The sequence below is a fragment of the Thermomonas hydrothermalis genome, from assembly GCF_900129205.1.
In the GTDB taxonomy this organism is placed as follows: Bacteria; Pseudomonadota; Gammaproteobacteria; order Xanthomonadales; family Xanthomonadaceae; genus Thermomonas; species Thermomonas hydrothermalis.
In genome coordinates this window covers 1-15,756 of record NZ_FQUK01000002.1, presented here as the reverse complement: position 1 = coordinate 15,756, position 15,756 = coordinate 1, and the positions used below count along the sequence as shown (strand labels likewise).

The following is a 15,756-nucleotide window of genomic DNA, read 5'->3' as shown; positions in this document are numbered from 1 at the left end:
AGAAGAAAAAGGCGTCCATAACCTGTGATTGTGGCGCAAAACAGCGGCGTGTGAGGCCGTTCACAGCAAGAATATAAACGCAGCGGCGGCAGGGCGGGCGGATGCAGATGAGGCGATATGGGCGCGCGGGTTGAAACCGGCGCGGTCACGCCCCATGCTTGCAGCATGCAACTGCCCACCTACACGCCTGATTCGGGTCACGCCTCCGCGCCCGTTCCTTTGCGCTTCACGCCTGCCGCCGCCGCCAAGGTGCGGGAGTTGATTGCCGAGGAGGGCAACCCTGCGCTGAAGCTGCGGGTGTACATCCAGGGGGGCGGCTGTTCCGGGTTCCAGTATGGCTTCGAGTTTGACGAGGGGCAGAACGAGGATGACCTGGCCATCGTCACCGATGGTGCCACGTTGCTGGTCGATCCGCTCAGCCTGCAATACCTGATCGGGGCCGAGGTCGATTACAGCGAGTCGCTGGCCGGCGCCCAGTTCGTGATCCGCAATCCCAACGCCAAGACCACTTGCGGCTGCGGCAGCAGTTTCACGGTGTGACCATGGCCGTGGTGGCGGCCGACGGGTGTCCCTACGCCTATGTCGAGGGCGCACTGGATCGCGCCGATCATCTCCGGGATGACCCGGTGGCACTGGCGGCGCTGTGGCCGGCGGCGGGGGTGATCGTGCTTGATCCGGACGGTCTGGCCCCGCTGGATACGCACGGCGGTCTGCACGTGTGGAGTGGCGCTGACTATGGGGCGGGGCCGGAGGGCTGCACGTTTCTGGGGCTGGGCGCGGGGCGGGCCTGGTTCTTGACCGAAGCGGCACAGACGCAGACGCCGCGCCTGGATCTGCGGCAGGCCGCCCTGCAGTGGCCGGCCTGGCAGGCCACCCTGTTCGCCCAGGCGCGGGCGTTGCAGCACTGGCACCGCCAATACCGGTTCTGTCCGCGTTGCGGGGGCGCCTTGCGGTTTATCCGTGCCGGTTGGCTGGGGCGCTGCGAGCAGTGCGGCAGTGATCACTACCCGCGGACCGATCAGGCAGTGATTGCGGCCATCACGGATGGGCCGCGTCTGCTGCTGGCACGGCAGGCCGGCTGGCCGCAGCGACGCTGGTCGGTGCTGGCCGGGTTCGTCGAACCTGGGGAAACGCTGGAGCAGACCGTGGTGCGGGAGGTGCGGGAAGAAACCGGAGTGCGCGTGCGTGTGCAGACCGCCCGCTATCTGGGGTCGCAGCCGTGGCCGTTCCCGGGCGCGCTGATGCTGGGCTTCATCGCCGAGGCCGAGCCGGACACGCCGCACCCCGGTCAGGAGCTGGAAGCGGCGGCCTGGTTCGATGTCGAGGCTGTGCGGGCGGCGCTCGCGCGCGATTGGCGGCAGGCTGATCAGCCTGGCGAAGGCATCGTATTGCCACCACCGCTGTCGATCGCCCGCTACCTCATCCAGACTTGGCTGGATCGCCGGGTGTCAGCCACGGCGTGACACGCGACTCGGCCCCGACGTGGGCCAAGGGGGTGGCCTTGCCGTAGACTGCCGGCATGGCCACCACCTTGCTTGCCGTCGTCGTCGCCCTGTTCCTGGGTCATCTTGCGCCGGGGCTGGCCGCCGCGGTGCGCCGGTATGGCGGGATCCATCGCTGGTTCCGCACGGTGGCCGCTGCGTTGCCTGCGGGCATGCAGGCGGTGGTGGCGATCGCCGCGCCGGTCTTGCTGCTGACGGCGGTGCAAGTTGCACTGCGACCGCTGGCGTGGGGGCTGCCGGCGCTTGGGTTGGGAATCGTGGTGCTGTTTCTGTGCTGGGGGCCGCGCGATCTGGATCGTGATGTCGAAGCGGTGCTGGCGGCACCCGATGAGGCGAGTTGCCGGGCGGCGGTGCAGCGCCTGTGGCCGTCTGCGCAGGCAACCGTGCAGGACGGCGCCGGCTGCATCGAGGCGGTGTTCCGCAGTGCATTGCGGCGCTGGTTCGGGGTGCTGTTCTGGTTCAGCCTGCTGGGTCCGGCCGGTGCCCTGCTGTACCGGTTGACGGCGCTGGCGGCGGAAGGGGACGCATCGGAGCCGCCGCTGCCATTCCAGCCGGCCGCCGTCCGTCTGTTGGCGCTGCTGGATTGGCCGGTCGCGCAACTGATGACCCTGGCGTTGGCCGTGGTTGGGGACTTTTCCAGCGTGGTCAATGCCTGGCGAACGCCCGACGCGTTCGGCCTGGGGCTGGGCGTGCTGGCGGCGGCCGCCCGCGCCAGCGTGCGCACCGACATTGCCGAGGAAGTGGCCGATTACACCGCGGCGGGGATTCCCGAGGGTGCGGCGCTGAAGGACGTGTTCGGGCCGCTGCCGGAGCTGCGCGAGGCGATGAACCTGATCTGGCGCATGCTGCTGCTGTGGCTGGCCGTGTTGGCCTTGTTCGTGGTGGCAGGCTGGGTGGGTTGATCGAGGAGGGCGGTGTGGCCCTTATGCCATCCCAGCCCAGTGCAGGTACCACTGCACCAGATCCTTGCCCCACATGAAACTGATCCAGCCCGCAACCGCCAGATAGGGCCCAAACGGGATGGGCGTGGCCTTGTCACGGCCCTTCAGGGTCAGCCAGAGGGTGCCGATCAGCGCCCCCAGCAGGGACGACAGCAGAATGGTCGGCAGCACGCCGGCCAGCCCGGTCCAGGCACCGATGGCGGCCAGCAGCTTGAAGTCGCCGTGGCCCATGCCTTCCTTGCCAGTGAGCTGCTTGAACACCCAGTACACCGACCATAGGCTCAGGTAGCCGGCCATCGCACCCAGCACCGCCGGTTTGAGCGGGACGTACAGATGTTCGACCGCCGCCACCAGCCCCAGCCAGAGCAGGGGCAGGGTGAGCGTATCCGGCAACAGCCGGGTGCGCAGGTCGATCCCGGCTAACGCGATCAGGTAGCTGGTCAGCAGCAGCGCCCCAAAGCCTTTCCAGCCGAACCCAAAGCGCCAGACGCAGACCAGAAACAGCAGCCCGGTGAGCAGTTCCACCAGCGGGTACTGCAGCGAGATCGGCGTCTTGCAGTGACGGCATTTGCCGCGCAAGGCCAGCCACGACAGCAGCGGGATGTTCTCGTACCAGGCCAGCTGATGGCCGCACTGCGGGCAGTGCGAACGCTCGACCACCACGCCGGGCGGTGGCGGCTCGTACAGCTCGGGAATCTCCAGGATGTCCCGGGCGTCGCGCTTCCACTGCCACTCCAGCCGGCGCGGCAGGCGCAGGATCACGACATTGAGAAAACTGCCCACCAGCAGGCCAAGCCCGGCCGCGGCGGGATAGCCAAGGCCGGGGTGCGCGTCGAGGAATGCCATCGGCCGGGTCTGCTCCGCTGCTTACATCACGGTCATGGCGATCCTAGGGTGTGTGGATGGGTGGTTCACGTGCCGCCTGATCCGCCGGTACCGGTCCCGGGCCGGGTGGGCTGCACGTGCGACAACGATAACGCAGGATCTGTGCCAAAACCGGCCAGAGCGATGCTCGCTGCGGAATTGCGACCGCTGGCACGGAATGTGGCGGCGGGCGCGGCGGAAGTTTACGACGTTTTGCGTCAATTGTTGACGTTCTGCGTCATGGTTCGCCCTGGGCGTGGTGTGCGTCACGTGGTTGGGCGCGGGTGGCCGGGTCAGTCGATGCCCAGTTTCTTGAGCTTGTAGCGCAGGGCGCGGAAGGTGATGCCCAGCTGCGCGGCGGCCTTGGTTTTGTTGTAGCGGTTGTCGATCAGCGCCTGCTCGATGGCCTTGCGTTCGATTTCCTCGATGAAGCTGGGCAGGGCGCTGCTGGCGGATTGGCGCGGGTCGATCTGGCTGGGGTCGAGGGTGGCGGCGGCGACTGCGGCCTGCGGCGGCAGGGGGGCGGCGGGGCGGGGCTCCGGCAGGCGCAGGTCGGCGGCGCGGATGCCGTCGTCGTCGGCCAGGGCGAAGGCGCGTTCCAGGATGTTTTCCAGTTCGCGCACGTTGCCGGGGAAGGGGTAGCGTGCCAGGGCTTCCATCGCGTCGGCGTGCAGCATGGGGCGCGGCCGGCCCTGGGCGCCGGCCAGCCGGGTGAGGATCGCATCGATCAGCAGCGGCAGGTCCTCGCGGCGCTCACGCAAGGGCGGCACCCGCAGTTCGATCACGTTGATGCGGTAGTACAGGTCGTGGCGGAACTTGCCTTCCTCCACCAGGGCCGCGAGGTTCTTGTGGGTGGCCGACAGGATGCGCACGTCCACCGGGACTTCGGTATGGGCGCCCACCGGACGCACCGATTTTTCCTGGATGGCGCGCAGGAGCTTGACCTGCATCGGGAGTGGCAGTTCGGCGATTTCATCCAGGAACAAGGTGCCACCCTGTGCCGCTTGAAACAGGCCGGTTTTATCGGCGTGAGCGCCGGTGAAGCTGCCTTTCTTGTGGCCAAAAAACTCGCTTTCCATCAGCTCGGCCGGGATCGCCCCGCAGTTGACCGGCACGAACGGCCCGCTGGCGCGTGCGCTTTCGGCGTGGATGGTGCGGGCCACCAGTTCCTTGCCGCTGCCCGATTCGCCACTGATGTAGACCGGGGCCTGGCTGCGGGCGACCTTGGCCAGGGTGGTGCGTAGCGCCTCCATCGCTGGTGAGCGGCCTAGCAGGCGTGACGCGGCCGAGGGGGCGGCTGCCGCCTGGCCGGTGCCACTGGCGGGCGGTGGGGCCAGTTTCAGCGCGTGCTGGATCAGTCCGCGCAGGACGGTCAGGTCCACCGGTTTGCTGACGAAGTCAAACGCGCCGGCCTTGAGTGCCTCCACTGCGGCTTCCTGGTTGCCATACGCGGTGATCATGGCCACCGGGGTGGCTGGGTAGTGCTGGGTGATTTCGTGCACCAGCTCGATACCGGAGCCATCCGGTAGGCGCATGTCGGTCAGGCACAGTGCGAACGACTGGCGCTTGAGCTGGGCGCGGGCGTCCGCGAGTGAGGCGGCGGTTTCGCAGCGCAAACCCATCCGGCCCAGGGTGAGGACCAGCAGTTCGCGGATATCGGGCTCGTCGTCCACGAGCAGGACGGCGGCAGGGGAGGTGCGGGTCGGGGCGCTCATGGCCTGATCACGATACCCGCTTGCCGCGGCGCGTCCAAGCCTGACGCGCTACGGCAGTGATCATGGTCAGGTGGTCTGGATGGTGCGGGCGCGGGCCAGATGCACCCGGAAACAGGCGCCACCGGCTGGCAGCGGCACGTAGGTGAGGTCGGCCTGGTTGGCCAGGCATAGCTCACGGGCGATGTATAGCCCTAAGCCGGTGCCGTGGGCGGAGGTAGTGAAGAAGGGCCGGAACAGCTGGCTGGCCACCGCCTCGGGAATGCCGGGGCCGTGGTCGAGCACATCCAGCAGCGGCTGGCCGCGGGCGTCCTGGTGGACGCGCAGGGCCACCCGCGCCGGCGCGTCGGGAAAGCGGCCATAGGTGAGCGCGTTGTCCACCAGCACGGTGATCACTTGCTGCAGCTGCCGGCGATCGACCTGGCAATGCACCGGCTGCGGCGGGCACATGGCCTCCAGCTGGTCGTCGTGCAGCGGGTGGCTCTGCCGGTAGTCGGCCACGAACTGGCGGGCAAAGCCGGTCAGTTCCACCGGCTCCGGCTGGGCGCGTTCGCGCCGGGCCAGCGCCAGCACGTTTTCGATGATGGCGTTCATGCGCTGGGTTTGCTGGTGGATGATCTCCAGCAGGCGGCGGTCGGCGTCGGGAATGTCGCGCGATTCCTCCAGCAACTGGGTGGCATAGCTGATCGCCGCCAGCGGGTTGCGGATCTCGTGCGCCAGACTGGCGGAAAACCGGCCCAGGGTGGCCAGGGTCAGGCTTTCGGCGCGCCGCGAGGCCAGCTCGACATCGTCGAGAAAAATCAGCACCTGCTCGCTGTCGGCCAGCAGGCGGGCAAAGCGCGGCAACACCTCCGGCAGGCCCGGGGCCAGTTGCAGCGGGGTGGCATCCAGTTGGCCATCACGCCGCCATCGCTGCAGACGCGCGGCCAGCGTCGGAGCGGCGGTGGCCAGCAGGCGGCGGCCCTCGCCAACCTGGTCAATCTGGCCAAGCTGGGCCATGGCGGCTTCGTTGGCCAGCCGGATTTCGCCGTCGGCATCCACCAGCAGTACGCCGGTGCGCATGCGGCGGATGATCAACTCGTTGACCTCGGCCATGCTTTCGGCCTGACTGCCGCGCTGCTCGGCCAGGGCTTCGCTGGCGCGGAGCTGGCGCCCCAGCAGGCTGGTCAGGGTGGCGATGGCCAGATAGCCCATGGCGAACATCGGCACTTCCGCCAGTGGGCGTTGCGGGGTGTCGGCCAGGGTGCTGACGACAAACTCCACGGCCAGCGCCAGCCCGGCGCCGGCGGCCGCGATCAGCCCGCTGCGCAGTGGCAGCAGCAGGGCGGCGGCACCGATATTGAACAGCAGCATCATGGCAATGCCTGCGGCCAGTTCCGGCAGGGCGTGCATGGCCAGTGCCGTCACCACGATGTCGGCTGTCACCCCGGCCTTGACTTGGGTCGCGATCGCGCCGCGCCGCCGCAGCAAAAACAGCAGGCAGGCCAGCAGCAGGTAGCTGGCAGCCAGCAGGATGGCCAGCCGCGGGTGGCGTGGTTCGGCAAACAACGCCGCGGCTGGGCTGAACACCACTAGGCACAGCAGTGACGCCTCGAATACCCGGTACAGGGCAAAAAAATGCAGCTCGCGGCGCATTGCGGCGTGCAGATCAGGGCTGTCGGTGGCGGGCGTGGAGGTCGGCATGGCGGGCAGTATGCGGCAGGCCGGCCGGTGATCAGCACATGATGCGCCGCAGCAGGCTAAAATGCCGGACTGTCCGTCCGCGTACGGTCACGATGTCCGTCTGTGGCGGTGTCCCCATCCTCTCCCCGGGTGATCCATGAACTTTCACGAATATCAGGCGAAACAGTTGTTTGCCGAGTACGGCATTGCAGTGCCGGCCGGGCGCGTGGCGCGCACGCCGGAAGAGGCTGTCGAGGCGGCCAGGGCGATCGGCGGTGATTTCTGGGTGGTCAAGGCCCAGATCCACGCGGGCGGGCGCGGCAAGGCCGGCGGGGTGAAGCTGGCGCGCTCGTACGATGAGGTGCGCGAGCATGCCAAGGCCATGCTGGGCACCCGGATGGCCACCTACCAGACGGCCGGCGTGGCGCTGCCGGTGGATGCGGTGCTGGTGACCCAGGCCACCGACATCCAGAAGGAGCTGTACCTGTCGGTGCTGGTGGATCGCGCCAGCAAGTCGATCACCTTCATCGCCTCGGCCGAAGGCGGCATGGACATCGAGCAGGTCGCCCGCGAGAAGCCGGAGGCCATCAAGACCCTGCACGTCAACTATGTGCAGGGGCTGCAGCCCTACGAGTGCCGCAACCTGGGCTTTGCGCTGGGGCTGGATGCCCGCCAGGTGAACCAGCTGACCAAGATCATGCTGGGCCTGTACAAGCTGTTCAACGACAAGGACCTGGCGCTGATCGAGCTCAACCCGCTGGCGATCCTCACCGACGGCAGCCTGGCGGTGCTGGACGGCAAGATCAACTCTGACGACAACGCCAGCTTCCGGCATCCGGAGCTGACTGCGATGCGCGACATCCGGCAGGAGGACGAGACCGAGGTCAAGGCCAGCCAGCACGACCTCAACTACGTCACCATGGACGGCAACATCGGCTGCATGGTCAACGGTGCCGGTCTGGCCATGGCGACCATGGACGTGATCAAGCTCAATGGCGGTGAGCCGGCCAACTTCCTCGACGTCGGCGGCGGCGCCAACAAGGAGCGCGTCACCGAGGCGTTCAAGCTGATCCTGTCGTCGGACAAGGTCAAGGCGATTTTCGTCAACATCTTTGGCGGCATCGTCCGCTGCGACATGATCGCCGAAGGCATCATCGCCGCAGTCCGGGAAGTGGACGTGAAGGTGCCGGTGATCGTGCGTCTGGAGGGCACCAACGTGGAGGCCGGCAAGGCGCTGCTGGCCAGCTCGGGGCTGGCGATCATCCCCGCCGATGACATCAACGATGGCGCGAAGAAGGCGGTGGAAGCCGTCAAGAACGCCGCCTGATCACGCACGAAGGAAATCGCAATGTCCGTTCTCGTCAACAAACACACCAAGGTGATCGTGCAGGGTTTCACCGGCGCACAGGGCACCTTCCACGCCCAGCAGATGCTGGACTACGGCACCCAGGTCGTCGGCGGGGTCACGCCCGGCAAGGGCGGCACCCAGCACCTGGGCCTGCCCGTGTTCGATACCGTGCAGCAGGCGGTGGCGGCCACCGGGGCCGATGCCTCGGTCATTTACGTGCCGCCGCCGTTTGCGGCCGACGCCATCCTGGAGGCGGTGGCGGCTGGCATCCGCGTCATCGTGGCCATCACCGAGGGCATCCCGGTGCTGGACATGCTGCGGGTGAAGAATGTGCTCAAGGCGCATCCCCACACCGTGCTGATCGGCCCCAACTGCCCGGGCGTGATCACGCCGGGTGAGTGCAAGATCGGCATCATGCCCGGCCATATCCATATGCCCGGCAAGGTGGGTATCGTCTCGCGCTCGGGCACCCTGACCTATGAGGCGGTCAAGCAGACCACCGATGCCGGCCTCGGCCAGAGCACCTGCATTGGCATCGGCGGCGACCCGATCAACGGCACCAGCTTCATCGACGCGCTGCGCTGGTTCCAGGATGACCCGCAGACCGAGGGCATCATCCTGGTCGGCGAGATCGGTGGGAGTGCCGAGGAGGAAGCGGCCGAGTTCATCGCCCGCCACGTCACCAAGCCGGTGGTCGCCTTCATCGCTGGTGCCTCGGCGCCGAAGGGCAAGCGGATGGGGCACGCCGGTGCGATCGCCTCCGGCGGCTCCGGCACCGCCGAAGGCAAGTTCGCCGCGCTGGAAAAAGCCGGGGTCACCACCGTGCGTTCGCCGGGTGATCTTGGCGCTGCGATGGCCAAGCGGTTGGCTGGCTGACGCAATCCGCGCATCTGGCCGTATGCGCCCTCTTCGCGTGTTGCGGAGAGGGCGTTTTTGTTGGCGGGTTTCGTTGGGCGTGCAGGTCGCCGCATAATCGTTCGATGGACGACACCCGCATCCCGCTGCTCATCGATACCGACCCCGGCGTGGACGACGCGCTGGCATTGTTGATGGCCTTTGCCGACCCGCGTCATCAGGTGGTCGGGCTGACCATTGCCGCCGGCAACGTCGGTCTGCGCCACACCGTGGCCAATGCCCTCAAGCTGTGCGAAGTCTGCGCGGTGGACGTTCCGGTCTTTGCCGGTGCTGACGCCCCGCTGGTGCATCCCGCCCGGGATGCGGCCTACGTACATGGTCGCGATGGGTTTGGTGATACCGGGTATGCCCCGGCGGCGCGCCAGGCCGAGGCCGAACATGCCGCGCTGGCCATCCTGCGACTGTCGCACCAGTACGCTGGGCGGCTGCTGCTGGTGGCGTTGGGGCCACTGACCAACCTGGCGCTGGCACTCAAGCTCGACCCGAGCCTGCCGCAGCGGGTGGCGCGTTGCGTGGTGATGGGTGCGGCGGTCACCGCCCACGGCAACATCACGCCGGCAGCCGAGTTCAACATCGCCTTCGACCCGGAGGCGGCGCATGTGGTGTTCACCAGCTTTTCGCGCATCGAGCTGGTGGACTGGGAGGCGGTGCTGGCGCATGGCGTGCCACATGTGGCAGTGGAACGCTGGCTGGCGGTGGATTCGCCGCGGGCCCGGTTCTATGCCGCCATTTCCGCCCATACCCGGGCCTGGTCGCGGGCTGGGCGCGGCGAGCACTGGCACGCTGCCGATGCGCTGGCAATGGCACGGGCGCTGCAACCGCAGGGTGTGCTGGAATCGGTCACGCGGCCGCTGGCGGTGGAGGTGGCCGGGCTGCACACCCGGGGCGCCACCGTGGTGGACTGGAACCGGCAGACCGGGCTGCCCGACAACGTGGATATCCTGCTGCGCTATCAGCAAGCCCGGTTCGAGGCCATGCTGGAGTCCGCCTTGCGCGGCTGAGCACAAGGGGCGTCCGCGCCCAGTGCAGGGTGTCATTGCATCCTGCTCGGGGAGTCACTAGAATACCCGGCTCTTTCCCGCTTCCGTTTCCAGAGTCTGCCCATGAAAGCCGGCATCCACCCCGAATATCGCGAAGTCGTCTTCCAGGACGTGACCTCGGATTTCAAGATCCTGACCCGCTCGACCATCGCCACCAAGGAGACGATCAAGTGGGAAGACGGTAAGGAATATCCGCTGTACAAGCTGGAAGTCTCGTCCTCCTCGCATCCGTTCTACACCGGCCAGCACAAGATCGTCGATACCACGGGTCGCGTAGACAAGTTCCGCAAGCGTTACCAGAAGTAAGCGTGCAGGCGTTGCGCCTGTCTGCTGTACCGGAAACGGCCACCCCTGCGGTGGCCGTTTTGCTAGGTGGTGTCGGGTGATCGCGCGCGGGGCGGGGGTGTGTTCGCTGCGCGCAGCGTGATCCAGATCAGCGTTGGCCTGCAAAAGGCTGTGCGATAATCATTGTTTCACATGCGCAGGCGCATGGCAGGCGATGCCTGTGGTGCCTGCATCCCCACACTGGAGTTGCGCCATGTCCGAGTTCGACAAGATCAGTTTGAGCGCCGGCGGTAAGACCTTCGATCTGCCCGTGCTCCGTCCCACCCTGGGCCAGCCCTGCGTGGACATTGCCACGCTGCCGAAGGAGTCCGGTTGCTTCACCTTCGATCCGGGCTTCGGCGCCACCGCCAGCACCCGCAGCGCCATCACCTTCATCGATGGTGATGCTGGCGTGCTGCTCTACCGCGGCTATCCGATTGAGCAGCTGGCGGAAAAATCCAGCTTCTTGGAGGTGGCCTACCTGCTGCTGAACGGCGAGCTGCCGACGCGCGAGCAGTTTGCCGCCTTCGAGGACCAGATCACCCACCACACGATGATGCATGAGTCCCTGAAGAACTTCTTCCAGGGCTTCCATCACGACGCGCACCCGATGGCCATGCTGGCGGCGGCGGTGGCCTCGCTGTCGGCGTTCTATCACGACAAGCTGGATGTGGACGATCCGGCCGACCGGAAGATGGCGGCGATTCGCCTGATCGCCAAGATGCCGACCATCGCGGCCGCCTGTTACCGCTATTCGATCGGCTGGCCATTCCGCTATCCGCGCAACAACCTCGAATACGTCAGCCGCTTCCTGCACATGATGTTCGAGGTGCCCAGCGAGCCGCTCAACCTCAATCCGGTCGCGGCCAAGGCGCTGGATCTGCTGTTCATCCTGCACGCCGACCACGAGCAGAATGCCTCCACTTCCACCGTGCGTCTGGTCGGTTCGACCGGCGCCAATCCGTATGCCTCGATCGCGGCCGGCATCACCGCGCTGTGGGGCCCGGCACACGGTGGCGCCAACGAGGCGGTGCTCAAGATGCTGGAAGAAATCGGCACTCCGGATCAGGTCGACAAGGCGGTGCGGCGTGCCAAGGACAAGAACGACAACTTCCGCCTGATGGGCTTCGGTCACCGGGTGTACAAGAACTTCGATCCGCGCGCCAAGATCATCCGCGAGATGTGCCACAAGGTGCTGGCCGAGCTGGGGATCAACGACCCACTGCTGGAAGTGGCGATGCGGCTGGAGGAAGCCGCGCTCAAGGACGAGTACTTCATTGAGCGCAAGTTGTACCCGAACGTCGATTTCTACTCGGGCATCATCTACAAGGCGCTGAAGATCCCCACCGAGATGTTCACGGTGATGTTTGCCATCGCCCGCACCGCCGGCTGGATTGCGCACTGGATCGAGCAGCACGAAACCCCGGGGTCGCGGATTGGCCGTCCGCGCCAGCTCTATGTCGGCCACGGCGTGCGCGATTACGTGCCGGTCGAGCAGCGCTAAACGGCGTTTCCACGCAGCAACTAAAGGCAGTCGACGCCCCGCCGCGTGCGGGGCGTTTGCCGTACGGCACTCAGCGACCGTGCCGGCTGGCCTCGTGCAGGGCGATGTCCTCGGCCAGCAGCAGCTCGCGCAGCTGCCGGGCCGAGCCGCGGCGCATCGGGCGGCCGTCGATGGCCGACAGTGGCGCCTGGCGCAGGCAATCCAGCGGCAGCACGCAAAGATCAAACTCCAGACCGTCGGCGACAAACCGCCAGGCCGGGAACTCGCCTTCGCGTTCGCGGTCCAGGCGTAGCCTTTGCTGGCATGGGCGCGCGGGGATGGCGTGCTCGCTCAGCCAGCACGACACCGCATCGGGGTCGTCGCTGTGCAGATGCAAGAGCACTGGTGAGTGGGCGTCGGCGGTGCCGTCCCAGACCGGCCCAGCCAGCCTGGGCTGAAACGGCGCAAAGAACTCCAGCGCCGGCAGTGCGGCGTCACGCCGGCGGCGCAGCGCCTGCTGCTGACGCTCGCCCAGGAAGAGCCGCTGGTATTCGCGCAGGGCCTGTTCGATTTCGCGATTGTCCGGCAGCGCGGCGTCTTCGACGATGCCCAGCCGCTGGGCGGCCTTGCGCTTGGCCAGCTGGAAATCACGGATGCCGCTTTCCACCATCACTCTGGCTGCCTCGGCGGCCAGATGCTGGCGGCGCTCGCGCACCCGGGTCAGGGCATGGGTGCGGGCATGGGCGGCGCTGCGCGTGGGCGGTCGGTGGGGCGGCATCGGTGCAACCTCCACGGTGGTCTGCGTTGACTCTACCCGAGTGGGTCGGGCCGCGTCATCCGCTGGGCGCGCTTGATGCGTATGAGCCGTCCGGGGTCGACAGGAATCTTCAATCCTTCGGGGATTCCTTTAAAAGATCTCGAAGGTTTTTTCTTCTTCGGCCGGATCCTGGGTGTCCGGTGTCGGTTCGGTCAGGGCCTCTTCCTGCATGCGCTGCAGGTCTTCGGCCTTGATCCATTCGACGATGCCGCCCTCGCTGCCGGGTGGCAACAACCGGCCATTGGCAGCCACCACCACCTGGACCATGCCCGCGGGCGGATCGGGCAGGCGCAGCGGCTGGTCCTTCAGGGCAACCTGCATGTAGCTGATCCAGATCGGCAGCGCCGCCTTGCCTCCATATTCGCGGTAGCCCAGCGACTGGAAATCATCGCGGCCAACCCAGACGGTGGTGACGTAGGGGCCGCCGAAGCCGGAAAACCAGGCATCGCGGTGGTCGTTGGTGGAGCCGGTCTTGCCGCCGACGTCCTCGCGGTTGAGCACGCGGGCGGCGGTGGCGGTGCCGCGCCGGACGACGTCGCGCATCATCGAGGCCAGCTGCCAGGCCACCCGGGGGTCAATCGCCCGCGGTGCCAGCGTGGTGCCGGCAGGTGCAGCGCCAGCATTCCCGGCCGTAGGTCCGGCAGCAGGGGCGGGCGTCGAGGTGGCGGCCGCGGGGGCGCCGACCGGGCTGAGGTCGAAGCCATCGACCTGGCCCGCTGGCGCCTGAGGGGTCACGCCAGCGGGGACTGCGGTGGCGGCGCAGGTCAGGCAGGCCACGGCAGGCTGGGCCTGGTACAGCACATGGCCGTTGCGGTCGCGCACGCTGTCGATCACCCAGGGCGTCACCAGATAGCCGCCGTTGGCAAAAGTGGTGTAGCCCCGGGCAATCGACAGCGGTGTCAGCGATGCGCTGCCCAGCGCCATCGACAGGTTGGGCGGCAGGCTGGCCTCATCGAAGCCGAAATGGCTGATGTAGCGGCGCGCATAGTCCACGCCGATGGCGTCCAGCAGCCGCACCGACACCAGGTTGCGCGATTGCACCAGCGCCTCGCGCAGACGCATCGGTCCGGCGAAATCGCCGGTATCGTTCTGTGGCCGCCACTCATGGCCCTTGCGGTCCTGGAACACGACCGGCGCATCCAGCACGATCGAGGCCGGGTTGAAGCCGCGCTCGAACGCGGCAGCATACAGGAACGGTTTGAAGCTGGAACCGGGCTGGCGGCGGGCCTGGGTGACGCGGTTGAACTTGTTGCCGGCGAAGCTGTAGCCGCCGACCAGTGCCCGGATGGCGCCGGTATCGGCGTCCAGGGACACCAGCGCGGCCTGGGCGCGCGGGATCTGGTCGAGTTCCCATTGCGCTGGTGCGGTGGCGGAGGCCGGCGTCACCATGCGAACCCGGATCACGTCGCCACGCTTGGCCAACTGGGCGGCCGGTTTGCCGGTCCAGGCCAGGGCGTTGCCGCCCAGGGTCAACGCCTGACCATCCGCCAGAACAACCTTCAGGACGCCGCCGCTGGTGTCGGTGACGACTGCCGGCAGCAGCCCGTTCTGCGCCGGAATCGCACGCAGCAGGCGGCCAATCGTCTGCGCATCGGCGCCGTCCGGGATTTGCACGCTCTGCTCGGGCCGACGCCAGCCGTGGCGGCGGTCATACACCCGCAGTCCGTCCACGACGGCGCGATCGGCAGCGGCCTGCAGCACCGGGTCAAGGGTGGTGGTCACCCGGTAGCCCTTGTTGAGCACGTCGCCACCGAAGCGTTCCACCATCTGCTGGCGCACCATCTCGGCCACGTATGGGGCGTACACCGCGACCCGCGGCTCGTGTGGCGCGGCGTGCATCGGCACCTGACGGGCGGCGTCCAGCTCCGCCCGGCTGATGAACCCCAGCTCGGCCATGCGCGGCAGGATGTAGTTGTCGCGCCGCAGGCGCGCGCGCTCCGGATTGCTGATCGGGTTGCCACTGGACGGGAACTTGGGGATGCCGGCCAGCGTGGCGGCCTCGTCCAGGCTGAGCTGGTCCAGGGTCTTGCCGTAGTAATACTCGGCGGCAGCGGCGATCCCGTAGGCGCGGTTGCCGAAGAAGCTCTTGTTCAGATACAGCTCGAAGATCTCATCCTTGCTCAGCTCGCGCTCCATCTTCATCGCCAGCAGCATCTCGGCGAACTTGCGGCGAAAGCTGTATTCGGAGCTCAGAAAGAATTGCTTGGCCACCTGCTGGGTGATGGTGGAGCCGCCCGGCACTCGTTCCCGGCCACCGGTCTTGAGCAGCAGCCAGACCGCCCGGGCCACGCCGGTGAAATCGACCCCGTGGTGTTCGTAGAAGTTGGCGTCCTCGGCGGCCAGAAAGGCCTGCCGCACGCGCAGCGGCACCTGCTCCAGGCGCACCGGGTAGCGCCGCATCTCGCCGAACAGGCCGATCAAGCCGCCGTCGCGGGCATAGACGTACAGCGGCTCCTGTAGTTCGACGGTACGCAGGCTCTGCACGTCTGGCAGGCGTGCGCTGATCAGATACGCCATCGTGCCCAGTGCCGCCATACCCGCGACAGCCAGTGCCAGACAGGCGATGAGGAACCAGCGCAGCAGGCGGGGCAGACGGGGCATGGGCATGACCGATTGCAAGAAACCAGGGCGCGCAGTATATGATTGCGACGCTGGTTTCGACCGGCCCACGGGGGTGGCCGGCTGGTGGCAACGGCGGCGTTGCTGTCAGTCGAGCGGGACGGAAAACGCGGGGACACCGCAACGAGGCCCGGTTCGGGCTTGCCATGCGGTAAAAACTCCGTTATTCATGTATCACTGCAAATGGTGCGCGTAAGCGCCCGTTGGAGGCTCTTCGTCATTTCGTGTGGAACCCAACAGTCACAATGACTCCTGGTCGTCGAGCCCGGTGGGCATGTGTGCAGGCCGCTGGCCGGCCTGTGCACATGTCCACGAGGCGTGTTTGATCAGGAGGATGAGTCCATGGGCATTGCCGTAGAAGCTCTGTTCACCAGCGCGCTGGGCTTGCAGCCGCCGTGGGTCGTCGATGACGTCAGGCTCGACACCGCCAAGCGGCGTATCGACTTCGAGATCGGCTGCCACACCAGCAGGCTCGCCTGCCCGGCATGCGGTGCGGCCACGCAACCGGTGCACGACCGGCTGCGCCGAT

General features: G+C 67.2%; 13 protein-coding genes and 1 pseudogene. 9 read left to right on the top strand and 5 right to left on the bottom strand.

The genetic code is table 11. From position 1 onward, the window contains the following. The first annotated feature begins 165 nt into the window (after nt 1–165). The 3 genes from erpA to BUA29_RS00695 are packed head-to-tail and all read left to right on the top strand — an operon-like array spanning nt 166 to nt 2,404. Nucleotides 166–540 (top strand): iron-sulfur cluster insertion protein ErpA, encoded by a 375-nt coding sequence (gene erpA, locus BUA29_RS00705; protein WP_072754724.1) that lies wholly within the window; start codon nt 166–168, stop codon nt 538–540. 2 nt (nt 541–542) lie between these two features. After that, nucleotides 543–1,463, top strand: a complete 921-nt coding sequence (gene nudC, locus BUA29_RS00700; protein ID WP_072754723.1) for an NAD(+) diphosphatase — start codon at nt 543–545, stop codon at nt 1,461–1,463. A 56-nt stretch (nt 1,464–1,519) separates the two neighbouring features. Beyond that, nucleotides 1,520–2,404 carry a hypothetical protein gene (locus BUA29_RS00695; RefSeq protein WP_072754722.1) on the top strand — a complete coding sequence of 295 codons (885 nt, stop codon included), beginning with the start codon at nt 1,520–1,522 and terminating at the stop codon, nt 2,402–2,404. Between the two features lie 21 nt (nt 2,405–2,425). Here the strand turns inward: BUA29_RS00695 and BUA29_RS00690 are convergent, their stop codons facing one another. The 3 genes from BUA29_RS00690 to BUA29_RS00680 form a co-directional block, all read right to left on the bottom strand. Then, nucleotides 2,426–3,289: a prepilin peptidase gene (locus tag BUA29_RS00690; RefSeq protein WP_072754721.1), complete on the bottom strand. Its 864-nt coding sequence runs from the start codon at nt 3,287–3,289 to the stop codon at nt 2,426–2,428. Between the two features lie 311 nt (nt 3,290–3,600). Continuing rightward, nucleotides 3,601–5,022 carry a sigma-54-dependent transcriptional regulator gene (locus tag BUA29_RS00685; protein WP_072754720.1) on the bottom strand — a complete coding sequence of 474 codons (1,422 nt, stop codon included), beginning with the start codon at nt 5,020–5,022 and terminating at the stop codon, nt 3,601–3,603. 66 nt (nt 5,023–5,088) lie between these two features. After that, nucleotides 5,089–6,702 (bottom strand): sensor histidine kinase, encoded by a 1,614-nt coding sequence (locus BUA29_RS00680; protein ID WP_072754719.1) that lies wholly within the window; start codon nt 6,700–6,702, stop codon nt 5,089–5,091. Between the two features lie 136 nt (nt 6,703–6,838). On the opposite strand from BUA29_RS00680, the gene sucC reads away from it, so the two are divergent. The 5 genes from sucC (at nt 6,839) to BUA29_RS00655 (ending at nt 11,812) form a co-directional block, all read left to right on the top strand. Next, a complete protein-coding gene (gene sucC, locus BUA29_RS00675) occupies nt 6,839–8,008 on the top strand; it encodes an ADP-forming succinate--CoA ligase subunit beta (RefSeq protein ID WP_072754718.1) in 1,170 nt (389 codons plus the stop codon). A gap of 21 nt (nt 8,009–8,029) precedes the next feature. After that, entirely contained in the window at nt 8,030–8,905 is an 876-nt protein-coding gene (sucD, locus tag BUA29_RS00670; protein WP_072754717.1) for a succinate--CoA ligase subunit alpha, read from the top strand. Nucleotides 8,906–9,009: 104 nt separating this feature from the next. Next, the gene (locus BUA29_RS00665; RefSeq protein ID WP_072754716.1) at nt 9,010–9,945 is read left to right on the top strand and encodes a nucleoside hydrolase; all 936 of its coding nucleotides are present in this window, start codon (nt 9,010–9,012) and stop codon (nt 9,943–9,945) included. 102 nt (nt 9,946–10,047) lie between these two features. After that, nucleotides 10,048–10,290 carry a type B 50S ribosomal protein L31 gene (locus BUA29_RS00660; RefSeq protein WP_072754715.1) on the top strand — a complete coding sequence of 81 codons (243 nt, stop codon included), beginning with the start codon at nt 10,048–10,050 and terminating at the stop codon, nt 10,288–10,290. A 232-nt stretch (nt 10,291–10,522) separates the two neighbouring features. Continuing rightward, entirely contained in the window at nt 10,523–11,812 is a 1,290-nt protein-coding gene (locus BUA29_RS00655) for a citrate synthase (protein ID WP_072754714.1), read from the top strand. Nucleotides 11,813–11,882: 70 nt separating this feature from the next. Here BUA29_RS00655 and BUA29_RS00650 read toward each other — a convergent pair whose 3' ends face one another. Both BUA29_RS00650 and BUA29_RS00645 read right to left on the bottom strand, forming a co-directional pair. After that, complete coding sequence (locus BUA29_RS00650) at nt 11,883–12,569, bottom strand: hypothetical protein (protein WP_072754713.1); 687 nt, start codon at nt 12,567–12,569, stop codon at nt 11,883–11,885. A gap of 129 nt (nt 12,570–12,698) precedes the next feature. Further along, nucleotides 12,699–15,209: a penicillin-binding protein 1A gene (locus BUA29_RS00645; protein WP_072754712.1), complete on the bottom strand. Its 2,511-nt coding sequence runs from the start codon at nt 15,207–15,209 to the stop codon at nt 12,699–12,701. A 360-nt stretch (nt 15,210–15,569) separates the two neighbouring features. On the opposite strand from BUA29_RS00645, the pseudogene BUA29_RS00640 reads away from it, so the two are divergent. Next, nucleotides 15,570–15,756: pseudogene (locus BUA29_RS00640) on the top strand (ISL3 family transposase); the annotation flags it as partial.

Coding starts and splice junctions, on each gene's coding strand:
- erpA (WP_072754724.1), top strand. CDS start 166: ATGCAACTGCCCACCTACACGCCTGATTCGGGTCACGCCTCCGCGCCC.
- nudC (WP_072754723.1), top strand. CDS start 543: ATGGCCGTGGTGGCGGCCGACGGGTGTCCCTACGCCTATGTCGAGGGC.
- BUA29_RS00695 (WP_072754722.1), top strand. CDS start 1,520: ATGGCCACCACCTTGCTTGCCGTCGTCGTCGCCCTGTTCCTGGGTCAT.
- BUA29_RS00690 (WP_072754721.1), bottom strand. CDS start 3,289: ATGGCATTCCTCGACGCGCACCCCGGCCTTGGCTATCCCGCCGCGGCC.
- BUA29_RS00685 (WP_072754720.1), bottom strand. CDS start 5,022: ATGAGCGCCCCGACCCGCACCTCCCCTGCCGCCGTCCTGCTCGTGGAC.
- BUA29_RS00680 (WP_072754719.1), bottom strand. CDS start 6,702: ATGCCGACCTCCACGCCCGCCACCGACAGCCCTGATCTGCACGCCGCA.
- sucC (WP_072754718.1), top strand. CDS start 6,839: ATGAACTTTCACGAATATCAGGCGAAACAGTTGTTTGCCGAGTACGGC.
- sucD (WP_072754717.1), top strand. CDS start 8,030: ATGTCCGTTCTCGTCAACAAACACACCAAGGTGATCGTGCAGGGTTTC.
- BUA29_RS00665 (WP_072754716.1), top strand. CDS start 9,010: ATGGACGACACCCGCATCCCGCTGCTCATCGATACCGACCCCGGCGTG.
- BUA29_RS00660 (WP_072754715.1), top strand. CDS start 10,048: ATGAAAGCCGGCATCCACCCCGAATATCGCGAAGTCGTCTTCCAGGAC.
- BUA29_RS00655 (WP_072754714.1), top strand. CDS start 10,523: ATGTCCGAGTTCGACAAGATCAGTTTGAGCGCCGGCGGTAAGACCTTC.
- BUA29_RS00650 (WP_072754713.1), bottom strand. CDS start 12,569: ATGCCGCCCCACCGACCGCCCACGCGCAGCGCCGCCCATGCCCGCACC.
- BUA29_RS00645 (WP_072754712.1), bottom strand. CDS start 15,209: ATGCCCCGTCTGCCCCGCCTGCTGCGCTGGTTCCTCATCGCCTGTCTG.